At 72.3% G+C, this 15231-nt stretch carries 11 protein-coding genes; 1 reads left to right on the top strand and 10 read right to left on the bottom strand.

The window, feature by feature from the left end; genetic code table 11:
- Window positions 1-63: 63 nt before the first annotated feature.
- From LZG04_RS37220 to LZG04_RS37175, 10 genes are all read right to left on the bottom strand, one after another.
- Window positions 64-1869 (bottom strand): gamma-glutamyltransferase family protein, encoded by a 1806-nt coding sequence (locus LZG04_RS37220; protein WP_233826238.1) that lies wholly within the window; start codon window positions 1867-1869, stop codon window positions 64-66.
- Window positions 1866-2690 carry a PhzF family phenazine biosynthesis protein gene (locus tag LZG04_RS37215; protein ID WP_233826236.1) on the bottom strand — a complete coding sequence of 275 codons (825 nt, stop codon included), beginning with the start codon at window positions 2688-2690 and terminating at the stop codon, window positions 1866-1868. Before LZG04_RS37215 ends, LZG04_RS37220 begins: the two co-directional genes overlap by 4 nt.
- Window positions 2687-3574, bottom strand: a complete 888-nt coding sequence (locus LZG04_RS37210) for an LLM class flavin-dependent oxidoreductase (protein ID WP_233826234.1) — start codon at window positions 3572-3574, stop codon at window positions 2687-2689. Before LZG04_RS37210 ends, LZG04_RS37215 begins: the two co-directional genes overlap by 4 nt.
- Window positions 3571-4473 carry an L-tyrosine 3-hydroxylase gene (locus tag LZG04_RS37205; protein WP_233826232.1) on the bottom strand — a complete coding sequence of 301 codons (903 nt, stop codon included), beginning with the start codon at window positions 4471-4473 and terminating at the stop codon, window positions 3571-3573. Before LZG04_RS37205 ends, LZG04_RS37210 begins: the two co-directional genes overlap by 4 nt.
- Window positions 4470-4940: a VOC family protein gene (locus tag LZG04_RS37200; RefSeq protein WP_233826230.1), complete on the bottom strand. Its 471-nt coding sequence runs from the start codon at window positions 4938-4940 to the stop codon at window positions 4470-4472. Before LZG04_RS37200 ends, LZG04_RS37205 begins: the two co-directional genes overlap by 4 nt.
- Window positions 4941-5002: 62 nt before the next feature.
- Window positions 5003-6472 carry an FAD-binding protein gene (locus LZG04_RS37195; protein ID WP_233826228.1) on the bottom strand — a complete coding sequence of 490 codons (1470 nt, stop codon included), beginning with the start codon at window positions 6470-6472 and terminating at the stop codon, window positions 5003-5005.
- A gap of 476 nt (window positions 6473-6948) precedes the next feature.
- Window positions 6949-9141 carry a TIR domain-containing protein gene (locus tag LZG04_RS37190; RefSeq protein ID WP_308199650.1) on the bottom strand — a complete coding sequence of 731 codons (2193 nt, stop codon included), beginning with the start codon at window positions 9139-9141 and terminating at the stop codon, window positions 6949-6951.
- 11 nt (window positions 9142-9152) lie between these two features.
- Window positions 9153-11003, bottom strand: a complete 1851-nt coding sequence (locus tag LZG04_RS37185) for a PQQ-like beta-propeller repeat protein (RefSeq protein WP_233826224.1) — start codon at window positions 11001-11003, stop codon at window positions 9153-9155.
- A 418-nt stretch (window positions 11004-11421) separates the two neighbouring features.
- Window positions 11422-13194 (bottom strand): HAMP domain-containing sensor histidine kinase, encoded by a 1773-nt coding sequence (locus LZG04_RS37180; RefSeq protein WP_233826222.1) that lies wholly within the window; start codon window positions 13192-13194, stop codon window positions 11422-11424.
- A complete protein-coding gene (locus tag LZG04_RS37175) occupies window positions 13184-13897 on the bottom strand; it encodes a response regulator transcription factor (RefSeq protein ID WP_233826215.1) in 714 nt (237 codons plus the stop codon). The genes LZG04_RS37180 and LZG04_RS37175 overlap by 11 nt, the downstream gene beginning before the upstream one ends.
- A gap of 101 nt (window positions 13898-13998) precedes the next feature.
- On the opposite strand from LZG04_RS37175, the gene LZG04_RS37170 reads away from it, so the two are divergent.
- A complete protein-coding gene (locus LZG04_RS37170; RefSeq protein ID WP_233826213.1) occupies window positions 13999-15201 on the top strand; it encodes a serine hydrolase in 1203 nt (400 codons plus the stop codon).
- The last annotated feature ends 30 nt before the right edge of the window (window positions 15202-15231 follow it).

The following is a 15231-nucleotide window of genomic DNA, read 5'->3' as shown; positions in this document are numbered from 1 at the left end:
ATCAAGCGACTGTCAGATCGTCTACAAGATTTGCTGTGCCCGTCGTGGCACGGGATTTCGCGGTCACCGCGCGATCGCGTACGCCTGGTTCCCTTTAGGACTGGCCGCGGCGCGGCAGGATCCGGGCTCGTCGGTGGCGGCGAAGCACACCTTGCCGAGGGTCCGGTCGGCCACCACTTTCACGGTGTGGCCGCGTGCTTCGAGCGCGTCGACCGTCCGCTGCCCCACACCGGCTTCGACCGTGACCGTGCCGGGTGCGGCGCGGCGGGGCGCGAAGGACGTCGGGACGTGGTCGGTGTGGAACGCCGGGGCGTCCACGCTCTCCTGCAAGCCGAGCCCGAAGACGGTGTGGGCCAGGAACGCGTGCAACGTCCACTGGTCCTGCTGGTCGCCGCCGGGGGTGCCGAACGCCAGCTCGCCCCGGCCGTCGCGCTCGACGATCGTCGGGCTGAGCGTGGTGCGCGGCCGCTTGCCGCCCGCCAGCGCGTTGGGGTGCCCGGCGTCCAGCCAGGCCATCTGGCCCCGGGTGCCCAGCGGGAAGCCGAGGCCGGGCAGCACGGGTGAGCTCTTGAGCCACCCGCCGCTGGGTGTGGCGGCCACCAGGGTGCCCCGGGCGTCGACCGCCGTCGTGCAGCAGGTGTCTCCGCTGGTCTGCGTCGCCGTCAACGCCATCTGCACGGTGACGGGGACGCCTTCGCGCAGCTGCACCAGCCACGGCGGCTCGGTCGCCGCCAGCTCCACCAGCGGCAGGTCCGGCAGGCGTGCCGGACGGCCGGCCACCGCGCCGGGCCGCAGGTCCAGCGAGGCGGTGTCGCCCAGCAGCCGGGCGCGGGCGCGGGTGTAGTCGGGGTCGAGCAGCGCCGCGGTGACGTCCTCGGCGAACCGGGGGTCGCCGTACCAGGCCTCGCGGTCGGCGAAGGCGAGCTTGGCGACCTCGGTGACGCGGTGGACGTGGTCGGGGCCGAGGAACTCCGTGCGCGGGTCCAGGTCCGCCAGCAGCGCCAACTGCTGCAGGAACACCGGTCCCTGGCTCCACGGGCCCGCCTTGTGCACGACCCGGTCGCCGAAGGCCAGCGACACCGTGGCCTCCGCCTCGGGGTACCACCGGGCCAGGTCCTGCCCGGTCAGCAGCCCCGCGTGCGCCTCGCCGGTGGCGTCGAGCTCGGCGCGCCGGGTGACGTAACCGTCGACGACCTCCGCGACGAACCCGCGGTAGAAGGCGTCGCTCGCCGCTTCGACCACGCCCTCGCGGGACTTGCCGCGCGCCTCGCCCTCGGCCAGCAGCCGCCGGTAGGTGGCGGCCAGGTCCGGGTTGGCCCAGCGCTGCCCCGCCCGCGGCGCGGCGCCGTCCCGGTCGAGGAACACCCGCGCCGACTCGTGCCAGTGGCCGGTGAAGACGGGCCGCACGGCGGCGATCATCTCCGCGGCCTTGGGCAGCAGCGGCACGCCGGTCTCGGCGTAGTGGATGGCGGGCTCCATCACGGTGCGCAGCGGCAGCCTCCCGTGCTCGGCCAGCAGCCGCATCCACGCGCCGAACGCGCCGGGCACCGTCGCCGCCAGCAGGCCGCTGCCGGGCACGCTGTCCAGGCCGAGCCCCTGGTAGTGCTCGATGGTGGCGGTCGCGGGCATCGGGCCCTGGCCGCACACCGCCGTCGTCTGGCCGGTGTCCGCGTCGCGGACCAGGATGGTGACGTCGCCGCCGAGCCCGTTGAGGTGCGGTTCGACGACCTGCAACACCAGGCCCGCGGCCACCGCGGCGTCGGCGGCGGTGCCGCCCTGGTCGTACATCGCCGCGCCCGCCGAGCTGGCCAGCCAGTGCGTCGAGGACACCGCGCCCCGGCTGCCCCAGACCTCCGGTCGGGTTGTCACGTGGTCCCTCCCCGTTCGTCGTCCGTTGCCATCCACACCCGCCCGTCCACGCGCACCCGCGCCGCGTCACCGCGCACCGCGGCGGTGCAGGTGAACACCGACTCCGTGCCCCGACCGGTCACCTGCCGGACCACGATCGGCGCCTCGCGCGCGGCCGGGTCGAGGGTGGCGGCGGCCAGGGCCAGCGCGGCGGCCACCGGCAGGCAGCCCGCGTCCTCGGGGATGCCGAAGCCGGGCGCGAACACCCGGGCCCGCACCTCGGCGCGACCGGCGTCCCAGGCGAACAGCGTGAGGTCGGTCCGGTCCAGCCGCGCCAGGTCCGGCACGGGTGGGGCGAGCGGGTCGTCCGCGACCCGGACCAGGGTGAACCCCCGGCCCACGCCCGCGGTGACCGCCGCGCCGAGGGACGCGAGGCCACCCGGGAGGCGGCCGACCCGCTCGAACACCGCCGGGCCCGCCAGGGGCACGCGCACTTCGTGGCCGTCGGTCCACAGCCGCTGCCGCCCGGTGTCGGAGTCCCGCTCGACGTCACCGGGCTCGAGCAGACCCCGGCGGACCAGGCACGCGGCCGCACCGGCCAGCGAGTGCGTGGCGAACGGCGTCTCGCCGCCGGAGTTGAACACCCGCGTCCCGAAGGTCCGGCCCGCCCGGTCGTGGCCGGTGACCAGCACGGTCTCGTCGGCCGCGGACCCGCGGGCGTGCGCGGCGGCGGCGTTCGCGTCGACTTCGGGTTCGGCCAGGAGCACGTCCAAGGCGCTCCCCCGGCCCGGCCGCACGCCGAACATGTCGACGATCACCACCCCGGTCCTGGTCGACGTCACGGCGCACCCGCCAGGTGCTTCTCGGCGAAGCGCACCAGGACCTCCTCGTCGCCCTGGTAGGGGTGGTCGGGGCGCGGCCAGTGCACGACCAGGTCGGTGAACCCCGCGTCGGCCAGCTCGCCCACCGCGTCCTCGTAGGCGGCGAGGGACGCGGTGACCCCGCCGACGGCGGCGTCGGCCAGCAGCAGCCGCCGCAGCGTCGCCGGATCCCGGCCCGCCCGCTCGCAGGCGGCGTCCACGGCCGCCTGCTGGCGCCTGAGCACGGGCAGCACGTCGCGCAGCGGCTTGGGCTCGAAGTCGTTGGGCGGCCCCGAGGTCACCCAGTAGCGGCCGTGCCGGGCGGCGAGGTCCATGCCCCTGGGCCCGGCGGCGGCCACGGCGAACGGCAGCCGCTCGCCCGTGCCCGCGCGCGGGTGGAACGTGGCGCCCGCCGCGGTGTACCAGGGGTTGCGCTCGTCCACGTCGCCCTCGACCAGCACCCGGTCCAGCAGGTCGACGAACGCGGCGAACCGGTCGGCCCGTTCCCGCGGCCCCAGCGGGGCCTGGCCGAGCAGGCGGGCGTCGTGGCCGGGCGCGCCCGCGCCCAGCCCGCAGACCAGCCTGCCCCGGGCGATGTCGTCCACGGTGACCAGGTCCTTGGCCAGCGCCACGGGGTGCCGGAAGTTCGGCGTGGCCACGAGCAGGCCGAGCCCGATGGTGTCGGTGACCGCGGCCGCCGCGGCGAGGGTCGGGATGGAGCCGTACCAGCGGCGGTCGGCGAACCACCGCCACATGAGGTGGTCGTAGGTCCAGGCGTGGTGGAAGCCGAGGGCGTCGGCCGCGCGCCAGCGGCCCGCCGCGGTCTTCCACTCGTGCTCGGGCAGCAGGACGACGCCGTGCCTCATGCGCGCACCTCTTCGCGCACGTCCGCCGCGAGCCGGGTGGCCCGGGCCACCGCCGTGACGACGTCGGTGATCAGCGGCCGCATCACCGGGTCCGACCTGCTGGTGACCACCGGGTGGTGTCGGCCGTCGACCTCCGGGAACAGCCCGTTCTCGGCCAGGTCGGACGCCAGCTCCACCACGCGCTCCCGCAGTTGCGCCAGGAACTCGGCGTGGCTCACCGGGCGGCGGATCGTCAGGAAGAAGTTGTCGTACAGGTCTTCCTTGTCCGGCGTGACACCGGCCTTGGTGACCCCCGCCGTCTTCTGCAGCAACGACTTGCCGTCGGGCACCAAGTGGTCGGCGATGTGGTCGTGGGTGCGGTGGTTGCGGTCCACCGCGTCGGCGAGCGCGCTGCCGGACCTGTCCGCCTGCCATCCGAACCTGCCGCGCAGCAGCAGGCGGACGGGTCGGTAGTCCGGGGCCCACGCGCCGCTGAACGCCGGGTGCTGCAACGCCATCCTCGGCCGGAGGTGGGCGTGGTAGTGCTCGCGCGGAACGGTGGAGGAGTACAGCAGCATCGCGCTGTAGCCGTCGACGCACGCCACGAGGGTGTCGATCTCGCGCTCGGACGGCGCGTCGTCGCCGTGCCGCAGCACGATGTCGGAGATGACCCGCCACAGGGAGAACGAGATCTGGTGCCCGGCGATCCAGCGGTACCAGAACAGCCTCCGGGCCTCGACCGGGCGCGCGCCGAACACCTGGTAGCCGGGCAGCCCGTCCAGGTCGGCGGGCCGCGCGGCGAAGCGGTCGCGCCCGTCCTCGGCGTAGGGGCCGCCCGCCGGGGGCAGGAACAGCAGCCTCGGTTGCAGCGCGCGGGCGGGCTCCCGGCGCGGCCCGGTGCGCAGCCCGCCCCGGGTCACGACGCCGCCCCGGGCAGGTACAGGAACTCGAACTCCAGGCCGTTGGGGTCCAGCACGTAGAGGCTCTGCATGCCGTCGGCGTCGGTGACGATCTCCGACGGCGGGTCGTCGCGCAGCCACTTCAGGTCGGTGGCCTCCCGTGCGCGCAGCCACTGCTCGCGCAACCGCACCAGCTCCCGCGGGTCGTCGACGAGGATGCCGACGTGCTGGAACTGGTAGTCGCGCTCGCCGGGGCCGCGCAGGCTGTGGTCGGTGCGGTCGAACACGTGCAGCCGCACGTCCCCGGCGCGCAGCTCGACGAGCCGCTTGATGCCGGGCAGGCGGGCGTGGGTCAGCTCGGAGAAGGTGTCGAGCTCCCACTCCACGGTCGTGCCGAGGAACTCCCGGTACCAGGTGATGGTCGCGTCGACGTCGTCGGTCTGGATGGCGATGTGGTTGAACTTCATCGCGATGTCCGGTCGGTTCACCGTTTCCCCTTCGTCGCCGGTGTTGGTCGCAGCGAGGCCGGATTGCCGTGGACCGCGACGGCCTAGGCGAAGATGCCCGGCCCCGGGGTCAGCACGCCCTTCGGGTCGTAGCGGCGCTTGGCATCGAGGAACGCCTGCCACCGCTCGCCGTACTGGAGCCGCCAGTCCCGGGCGGTGAACGGCACCGAGCCGATCGGGTACAGCGTGGCCCCGAACGCGTCGCGGGCGCGGGCGAACATCCGCGCGTTGCGGGCCAGCATCTCCTCGACGAAGGCCGGGTCCGGTCCCGCCTGCGAGGCCACGGTGTTGATGTCGAGCACGAACGCCCACCCCGTCGCGTCCGGCTTCGGCAGCCGGGGGAAGGGCCTCGTGGCCAGCGAGCGCCGCTGCGGGTAGATCAGGCCCGCGCCGTACGGGCCGATGTCCCTCGGGGTCAGCGTGGGCACGACCTCGGCGAGGTAGCGCTCGAAGGTCGACCCGGGCAGCCAGATGTCGTACCAGGGCTTGAGGAGCCGGTCCCAGCCCATCGTCTCGCTCAGCTCGTCGATGGCGTTGTCGATGGTGAAGACGTAGTCCAGGTAGCCCGCGTCGGTGACCTGCGGCGTGGTGCCCAGGTCGCGGGTGAGGGTCGCGTCGTCGGGCGGGGTGCGGTCGAAGAAGGCCGTCGCGTAGATCTTGTAGGTGGCGTCGGTGCCCGGCGGGAACAGCTCGGCGTAGACGTGGTCGACGCCGGGCCGTTCGACGAGCGTGCGCAGGTCGCGGGCGAACACCGCGGTGTCGCGGTACTCCAGGGCGTAGGTGCGCGCGTTCTCCTTGGCGGGCACCAGGTCCAGGGTGACCTCGGTGATGACGCCGCACTGGCCGAGCCCGCCGAGCACGGCGTGGAACAGGTCGGGCTTGCGCGTCGCGGAGCACCGCTCGACCGCGCCGGTCCCGGTGACGACCTCCACCTCGCGCACGTGGTCGACCTGGAGGCCGCTGCGCAGCCCGCCGACCAGGCCGCCGATGCCGCCCACCGAGAGCGTGCCGCCGACGGACAGCCCCGTGTAGGCGGTGAGCGTGGGCGGGGTGCGCCGGTCCGTCCGCGCGAAGGTGGTCTTGGTGAGCTCCTTCCACGTGATGCCCGACTCGACCACGGCCGAGGTGTCGTTGACGGAGAGCACGCGAGCGCGGTGCCGGTTCTCGATGAGCAGGCCGGCCGACAGCCCTTGGCCGTTGGTGGTGTGCGCCTGCCCGCGCGTGGCCACGCTGACGCCGTGCTCGGCGCAGAACCGCACCACGGCCGCGATGTCGGCGGTGGACCCCGGCCGCAGGACCGCGCGCGGCTTGCGGTGCACGAGGTTGCCCAGGTCGGTGGCGACCGCCGTGCGCGCGTCGTCGTCGAGCACGAGTTCCCCGTCCAGCGGCGGCAGCCGGTGGAACGACGGCACGCTCTCCGCCTCCGCCGCCGTGACCCACCGTGAACCGGCGAGGTCGAGCCCGAGGACAAGTGCGGCAGACCCCGCCCCCAAGAACCCGCGCCTACTCAACATCCCGCCTCCTCGATCACCGCCGTGACGACTCCTCTCGACGAAAGCACGAACCCCCCGCCGCGTTCATCCAGCTCAGTGTCAACTTCTTGTCAGAGCACTTCAAAGATCAAGTAAATGCCCTCTGACCTGCCCAAACAGCGGTACCACGCCGTGCGCACACCCGACGCGGCCCGGTCCTCGGACGGTCACGATCCGGCTGTCATGCGGACACTCCGGCCACCTGCGGTGATCGAAGCACCGACGTGGTCGACGACGCTGACCTGGCAGCACGCAACGCTGTGCGCAGCCCGATGGTGTTCCGCACGGCAGCGGGTCGGGTGACTTCGCCACGGGAGTTGTCGGGCGTCGCACGCGACGATTCCGAGGTCATCGAATCTGCAGTTTTCCCCGTCACTTCGCCGCCATCGAAATCCGGTTACGACACATTCGAGAACACGGTCCGCCGCCGTCGACCAATGCCGAACCTCGAAGATGATTCAGTTGCCACCAAGACCGAGAGCGGTTGCGCGACTGAACGCACCGGCTGCTTGTTGAGCCAGAGCAGCGTTCGAAAGGCATTTTTCGCACCACGGTATCGCCTGCAAGATGCCGGCGCGGGAGGCGACGTAAAGGGTGTCTTCGATGAGCAGCATCGAGCGCACGCCGCCTGCGACATCCTGGACGGTCACGATCGGCGCGAGGTTGTCCGAGGGCTGTATCACCACCGAGCCATCGGCGTAACCGACGGCGAAAGCGAAGCCCGATGGGCTGAACGTGCCCGACAGGGCGGCGAGAGTGAGCGACGGGCGGGTGCCTTCGGTGGGTGCGGCACCCACGTTGGTGTTCCACTCCCAGTCACCGTCGATCATCCGCGCCACCCGGGAGCAGCCGATCTGCGCTGATCCCACGCCGATCGGAGCGATGCGGTCTTCCTCCTGAGGAACGAGGACAGCTGTCATGCTCACGCCGCAGAGGTTCGTCATGAGTGTGCGCACGGCATCCGATCCGTGCTCGATCCAGTAGACCTCTCCGTCGCGGCCGCCGATGACGATGTCACCGCGGCCCGTGATCGTCGCGGCTCCCGGACCATGTCCGGTCACGTGCACGGTTCGTGCGATTCGGCCGTCCGCCAGGGAAACAACGGCGACCGAGTCGTCACATGGGAGAAGTGCCACGTCAGCGTCCAGCGACAGGTTCCCGGCGCGTGCCCCGCAGTTTGCCGGCAACTCGAAACGCCGGGCACTTCCGTCCCCCAGGTCCACGAGCCAGTTGCCGGCGAGCCCGCGGATCACTGCCGTGGTTGCGTTGCCCCCTACTGCCACCACCGTGTCGTCCACATGGATTTCACGCGTGATCGTCCCGTCCCTGAGCGACACCAACCGCAGGGTGCCCAACCGTTCGACGAGCCACGCGTGATCGCCGGAGCGGGCCGGGAGGACGCCCTGGAACCAGCTCCTCGGCTCGTTCACCAACACCGCGCCGGTCGTCCACCGCCATGAGACGACCTTGGTGCCCGCCGCGGCCCACAGCCGAGTGCCATCAGCCGACCACGCCAGGTCGGCGACCTCGACCGGCGCGCCGATCAGCTCGCGGCGCAGAGCCCCGGCCTCGACGTCCACGACCGACGCTCCCGAACCGGAGCCGACGGCCAGCCAGCGCGCATCCGGGGACACGGCGAAAACCGGACGCGCACCGGAGACCTGGACCTTGCGGTGGACCTTGCCTTCCGACCACACCGTCACGACCTCACCATCCAGTGAAACGGTGTAAGGCGAGGAGGCACGGCCCGTTCCCGCTGGACCCTGGTTGGCGGTTCGCCGTTCCCCTGCCGACGCGGCACGCGACCACACGCCGTGGCTGACGTCCTCCACCGAGACGTCGGCACCGATCGGAGTGGTCGCGAAGCGGGCAGCGGGGACAGGCAGGTCGAACGCGTCGTCGGGCACCGGAGTGGCCAGCACACCTCGCAGCAGGTCGGCCTGGATGGCGGACTCGTTGTCTCCCAGGCCACTCGCGATGCGCAGCCCTCGGTACGGGTCGCGCGCGATCTCGGCTTTGGCTTGCAGCACCCTCCGGTACGCGGCGGCCTGCTGTGCGTTGTTCCTCTCGACAGTCGACCGCACGACCACGAGCAGCACGCCGAACAGCACGGCGACCACCGCGATCAGTACGCCCATGAACAACGCGGCCCTGCGGCGCGTGTGCCGTCGCGAGCTCGCCGCGAGGAACGCGCGGTCGAGCGGAGCGGCCACGGCAACGTGAGACCCGCTGCGGACGTGCTGTTCCTTGGAAGCGAGCAGTCGGTTGGGGCGGCCTGCCGCGTGCCAAGCGCGCGCTTGCGCGTGAAGCTCTCGTAGCGGGTACGACTCCGCCGGCACAGTGCGCAGTGCGGCGATGACCTCGGTCGCCACGTCATGGACCCGCTGTCCCACCGTGACGACGACCCGCGCCGTCCCCGAACCGGCCGCGACTGCGTCCTCCGCGGCGCACGGTCCCGAGGTCGCCCAGAACGGCGAATCACACACGAGGAACAACGTCGCGTCTTCGATCGCCTCGGTCACCTCGTCGATCCACGGCACGCTGACGGAGATGTCCCGCTGGTCCAACCACGTGCGAACTTCCCGTTCCGCCAGCACCGCACGCAGGTCGAACACCCAGCCCTCGTCACGGCGGCTGTATGAGATGAACACGTGGTGCACGACTACCTCCCGCTCGGGGCCGGCACAGGGCCGCACAGGTGCACACCGAGGCTCGCCCGAGTGTCCGCGTCCAGGTTCTCGATCTGCGTCTCTTTCCAACAGCCGTGCATTCGCTCCCGGAGCAAATCGAGCAGGTGACCATCGTCGGCGTAGTCCGAAACGACCGGAGTAGGGCCCGACGGCAGGGACCACAGGGAGTTCTGCCTGGGACCGACGCACGACACCGCCGCACCGTCGTGGGTCACCCGGATGTCCTTGATCAGAGGCGTTTCCCGGCACACCACACCGAGCTCCACCCCGGACGGGAGCTGCACGACCCGGGGCCGTTGAGCCTCACCGCCCACGACGATCCGGCCTGCGTGACCGCTGCGGATCAAGGTGGTGCGGTCGCTCACGGCGACACCGGTCGGGGTGGCCTGTTCGTTCGGCGCGAGGCGCCACACCTGGTGGTCCGCACCGACGACGAACGCCGCCACCTCGTCGGCAGCGACACCGCCGGCAGTCGCCAGCGGCTCCGGGACCGCGCCCGTGGCGAGAACTCCGCCGGTGGTCGCGTCGACGACCGCATACTCCCCGGGTCGTCGGCGGATCAGCGCCCTCACCCCACCGTCCTCCGTGGCTTGCACGTCCAGCACCCGGTCGTCGTAATCGCCGGTGGCCCGGGACCCGCCTCCGGGGTCGAGGTCCACCACGTGCGCACGCAGCTCTCGGTCCACGACGACGGCGCGGTGTGCGTCGAGCGCCGCGACCCACCACGGCTCCGAACCGAAAGCCGCTTTCCGGAAGCTGTGGTCCCGAAGGTCGAACACACCGATGCCCGCCGGACCACCCACCACGACGACGCTCTCGTCCGCAGGGGTGTCGAAGTAGAGGTACTCCCCCGGCAGTTGCACCCGCCAGGTCAACCGCCCGGTCTTCACCTCTGTGCCGACCAGGCTCGACCTGCCTTCCTGAGTGCTGTAGGACAGGGCAACGGCGGAACGCAGGCCCGACAGGGGCGTCGATGCCTCCAGCGATCGCCCCGGGCCGAGGTCGATCGAACCGAGCGACCACTCAGCCGCCAGGCTGCGTCTCAGGGTCAACCTCGCCAATTGCCGCTGTTCCTCGGTGCCGTTGAGCAACTGGGCTCCGGACAGCAGGGCGGACCACTCCGGGTACTCACGTGCCAACGTGTCCTCACCGCTGGTCACGATCGCGTTCCGGTTGGTGCGCCCCGCGTTCTGCACGACCGGGATCAGTACGGCCGTGATGACGCCGACCACGACCAGAGCGGCCACGACCGTCAGCCACCGCCGCCGTTGTTTTCTCGCTTTGGTGGTGGCGACCACGATGGACGCGGTCACGAACTCCTCGAGCTTGTCGAAGTCCTCGCGTTTGTCGATCGCCTGGCGCAGGCTCTCCAGCACATCCTTGTACTCCAAAGCCCTGGGCAGTTCGGAGTTCAGCAGGGTGGGACTGCGATCGGCCTCATGCCACGCATTTGCCTCGACACGCAGACCGCGCAAAGTGCGCCATTCGCCCTGCCGGGTGGACACGGCGACGAGCAGGGTCGCGAGCGACGCTTCCGGGTTGTCGGGCTCCCAGAACGTCCAGTTGATCGCTGCCACTGCCTCTGGCACTGGATACCGGGGCCCGCGCTCCATCGCGAGCGGGACCAGGCGCTTGTCGGCGAGACCGGGGCGCTGCGCCCATACTTCGAGAAGCTTCGACGTCACCAGCACCACGCACGTCTCGGCGAGTGCCACGTCAGGCTGCACCTCCACGCCGTTGTGCGCCAGGAAGTCGGCGATCGTGCACATCAGGTCGTGATGGTCGGGCGGTGCGACGATTCCGATACCGGACAGCGTGGTCACGACTTCCTCCTCCCTCCGCACGGCGAGATGGACAGTCGATGCCGTATTCATCGCCTGTCGCCGCGAGTCGTTAGCAGAACGCGGCGTCACGAAACGACGACAGTTGCCTTGCCAACGGCCGACGTCCGCGTCCCGCACCCCGGCGTACCGGACGCGCGAAGTCAATGCCGCTGGAGCGACGCCGACGCAGTCGGACGACCGGTCACCAGTCGACTACATTCTGTTGCGCACCGATGAATGGTGATACATGCGGTTCGCTGCCGCACAGGGCGGTGTCGATGATTTGCGCGTCGAACGCGAAACCTGCCGACCGCTGGAGCCACAGATCGATGGGGCGAATGCTCGGGATCCGTGCCTTCTCCGGCGCCGTCGTATCGGTTCGAGATGAGGAGAGCAGGTCACCCTGTCGAACGAGGCATCACTCGACGGCAGCACCCGGCCGGCACGTCGGGCCGGCGGTCGGCGGCTTCGGCAGGCGGATCGCGAAGGTGGAGCCGGTGCCCTGCGTGCTCTCGGCGGTGAGGGTGCCGGAGTGGGCTTCGACCAGGTGCTTGGCGATGGCGAGGCCCAGGCCGCTGCCGCCGGTGGCGCCGGCGCGGTAGAAGCGGTCGAAGATGTGGGGCAGGTCGGCGGCGGGGATGCCCGACCCGGTGTCGGTCACGGTGAACTCCACGGCGTCGGGGTGGGCGCGCACCGCGACGACCACGTTGCCGCCCGGCGGGGTGTGCCGGATCGCGTTGGACACGAGGTTGCCCAGCGCCTGGCGCAGCCGGGCCGGGTCGGCGTGCACGAGCAGGGGCCGGTCACCCGCCTCGACGCGCAGGTCCACCGCCGACGCCACGGCCCGCGCGCGGTGGGCGGTGACGGCCTGCTCGGCGAGGTCGGCCGCCTGGCGTTCCTCCGGGTGGACCCGCAGCGCCCCCGCGTCCGCCAGCGCCAGGTCGTGCAGGTCGGCGACGAGGTGTTCGAGCAGCTCCTGCTCCTCCAGCAGCGACCTGACCAGCGCCGGGTCCGCCGCGAGGACCCCGTCCCGCACCGCCTCCAGGTGGCCGCGGAGGTTGGCCAGCGGGGTGCGCAGCTCGTGGGCCACGTCACCGACCAGCGCCCGGCGTCGCTCGTCGGTCCGCGCGAGGGCGTCGGCCATCGTGTTGAACGCGGTGGCGAGGCGGGTGACCTCGTCGTCGCCGCGCACCGGGACGCGGGTCGCGCGGTCGCCGTCGGCCAGCCGCCGCGCCGCGACGGTCAGCACGCCGATCGGGTGCGCCAGCCGCCGCCCGGCCGGCACCGCGACCGCCACCGCGACGAGCAGCACGGCCACCACCGCCGCCGCGGTCCGCCACCGGCCGTCCGGCGAGAACGGGTCGAACCGGTCGCTCTCGCCGAGGTACAGGTCCGCGGGCACGGCCACGTGCGGTCGTTTCGCCCGGGCCCGCGCGTCGTCCACGCACTCGTTCCACTGTGGACTCACGGCCTGTCGGGGGCGCAGCGCTCGTGCACCGGCCGAACCCGTCACGACCTCGAACGCCAGCCCGTGCTCGGTCAGGCACGGCACGGCCAGGTCGACGACGCGCTCGTCGAGCGCACGGGTGGCGGCCGAGGGCGCGGACAGCTCGGCGGGCAGGCAGGGGTCCGCCGGCGCGCCCCCGGCACGCTCGCTGATCTGCCGGTGGGGACGCGTGCGTTCCCCGGCGGTCCGCCGCACGCAGTCGAGCGCGCTGTTGACGTACTCCTGCCGCTGCCGCGATTCCTGCTCGGTGAGCTGCCAGACGTAGAACCCGACGTCCACGCCGAGCGACGGTTCCCGCACCACGACGTTCGGCTTCGCCCCACCGACGCCGGGCGGCGGCCTGGTCGCGTCGACCGTCGCCACCGGGGCCGGCGGCAGACCGGCGGCCCCGGTCCGCAGCAGCGCCGCCGAGTCGACGAACGGCTCGCCACCGGGCGCGGCCAGCGCGATCCGGCGGCCGGTCCGCTCCGCCAGCTCCCGCACCAGCGCCTCGACGCCGTCCCAGTCGCGGTGTTCGTTGGCGTAGGTGTAGAGGTGGGCGAGGATGTCGCTGTCGGTCGACAGCGACGACGCGTCGACGGCCGGCCGGCTGCCCCAGGTGACGAGCACGGCGGTCGCGCCCACCGCGAGCACCCCCACCGCCGACGACAGCCCGACCAGCCTCGACCGCAGGCTACGGCGCACCGCCGGTCTCCTCCTCGGGCGGCTCGACCAGCTTGTAGCCGACGCCGAACACGGTCAGCAGGTACCGCGGTCGGCTGGGGACCGGCTCGACCTTGCGGCGCAGGTTCAGCACGTGCGTGTCGATCGTGCGGTCGGTGACGTCCCGGCCGAACCCGCCGACCCGCTCCAGCAGCAGCCGGCGCGTGAACGGCCGGCCCGGCGCGGCCGCGAGGCAGGCCAGGACGGCGAACTCGCCCGGCGTGGTGTCGACCGGCCGGCCACCGACGCGGACCTCGTGGCGGGCGAGGTCCACGACCAGGTCGCCGACGTGGTAGCGCTCCGGCTCGGCCCGCGCGGCGCGGGCGGCGCGCCGGAGCACCGCGGCCACCCTGGCGACCAGCTCCTTCGGCCGGTACGGCTTGGTGAGGTAGTCGTCCGCGCCGAGCGCGAGGCCGAGCAGCAGGTCGTCCTCACCGGCCCGCGCGGTCAGCATGATGATCGGGACGTCGTGCTCGGACCGCAACGACCGGCACACGTCCAGGCCGTCCACGCCCGGCAGCACGACGTCGAGCAGCACCAGGTCCGGTACGCGCCTGCGCGCGTGGTCGAGCGCGGCCCGCCCGTCGTGCACCACCGCGGCCTCGTGCCCCTCGCGTTCGAGGTAGCGGCGGATCAGCGCCGCCTGCTTGCGATCGTCCTCGGCGACCAGGATGCGTGCCGGCATGGCGGGGAGTCTCGCCCACGGACCTGTGGACCGGCTGTGAAAACGCCACCACCACCCGATCCTGACAAGATCCTGACCGGCGCCGGGCACGCTCGGGTGCCATGACAACGCACCACGCACCGCGGCCCGACCGCACCGAGACCTCGCCGACCCGCGCGTCCCGCCGCACCGTGCTCGCCGCGCTGGGCGTCGGCCCGCTGGCCGCCAGCGCGCTCCTGGGGGCCGGCCCCGCGCGGGCCGCCACCGAGTCGGGCCGGATCCCCGACGGCCTCCGGCCGGGTGGCGAGTTCGACCGGTACCTCGCCCAGCTCGCCGAACAGGACGCGTTCTCCGGCACCGTGCTGCTGAGCCAGGGCGACCGGACCGTCCTGGCCCGCTCGCACGGGATGGCGGACAAGGCACGGGGCATCCCCAACGGCCCGGACACGGTGTTCAACCTCGGCTCGATCACCAAGCTCTTCACCGCGACCGCCATCCACCAGCTCGCCGAGCAGGGTCGGCTGGCTTACAACACGCCCCTCAAGGCGTACCTGTCGGGTCTCCGACCCGAGGTCGCCGAGTCCGTCACCGTGCACCAGCTCCTCACCCACACCTCCGGCTTCGGCCGCCCGGCGGTCAACCCGCCGCGCCCGCCCGGCCAGGACCAGTGGACGACCCTCGACGAGATGTTCGCCGGCACGATGGATTACCTCCGCGGGCTCTCGTTGACCTTCACCCCGGGCACCAGGAACGTCTACAGCAACGACGGCTACTACGTGCTGGGCGCGATCGTGGCCGAGCTGTCGGGGCGCAGCTACTACGACTACGTGCGCGAGCACGTGTTCGCGCCGGCCGGCATGGCTACCGCCGGTTTCCCCACCGCCGCCCAGTGGCGCGAGGACCGCCGCACGGCCCGCCCCTACGACAAGCTCGACGGCGGCACGTGGACCGAGGTGATCCACCTGTTCGACGCCGGCCTGCTCGGCAGCCCGGCGGGCGGCGCGTTCGCGAGCGCCGCCGACCTGGTGCGCTACGCGAACGCGTTCCAGCGGAACAGGTTGCACTCAGCGGCGTACGTGCACCTCGCGGCGAGCCCGAAGTGGCCGATGGCGGCGGACAACACGTTCTTCGAGGGGTACGGGCCGAGCACGCACTACCTCAACGGGCAGCGGATCAACGGCCACAACGGCGGCGCGAGGGGCGTGTCGACCAACGTGGACTGGTTCCCCGACTCCGGGTGGACCACGGTGGTGCTCGCCAACTACGGCATGGCGGCCGTGGGCGTCAACCGCAAGGTCCGCCAGTTGATCGCCGGCGTGCGCTGACCAGCACCGCGAGCAACCCCTTCCGCCGCC

This window comes from Saccharothrix sp. S26 (assembly GCF_021390395.1).
GTDB lineage: Bacteria > Actinomycetota > Actinomycetes > Mycobacteriales > Pseudonocardiaceae > Actinosynnema.
The sequence above is the reverse complement of the archived record's forward strand: the minus strand, read 5'-3'. Positions and strand labels throughout refer to the sequence as shown.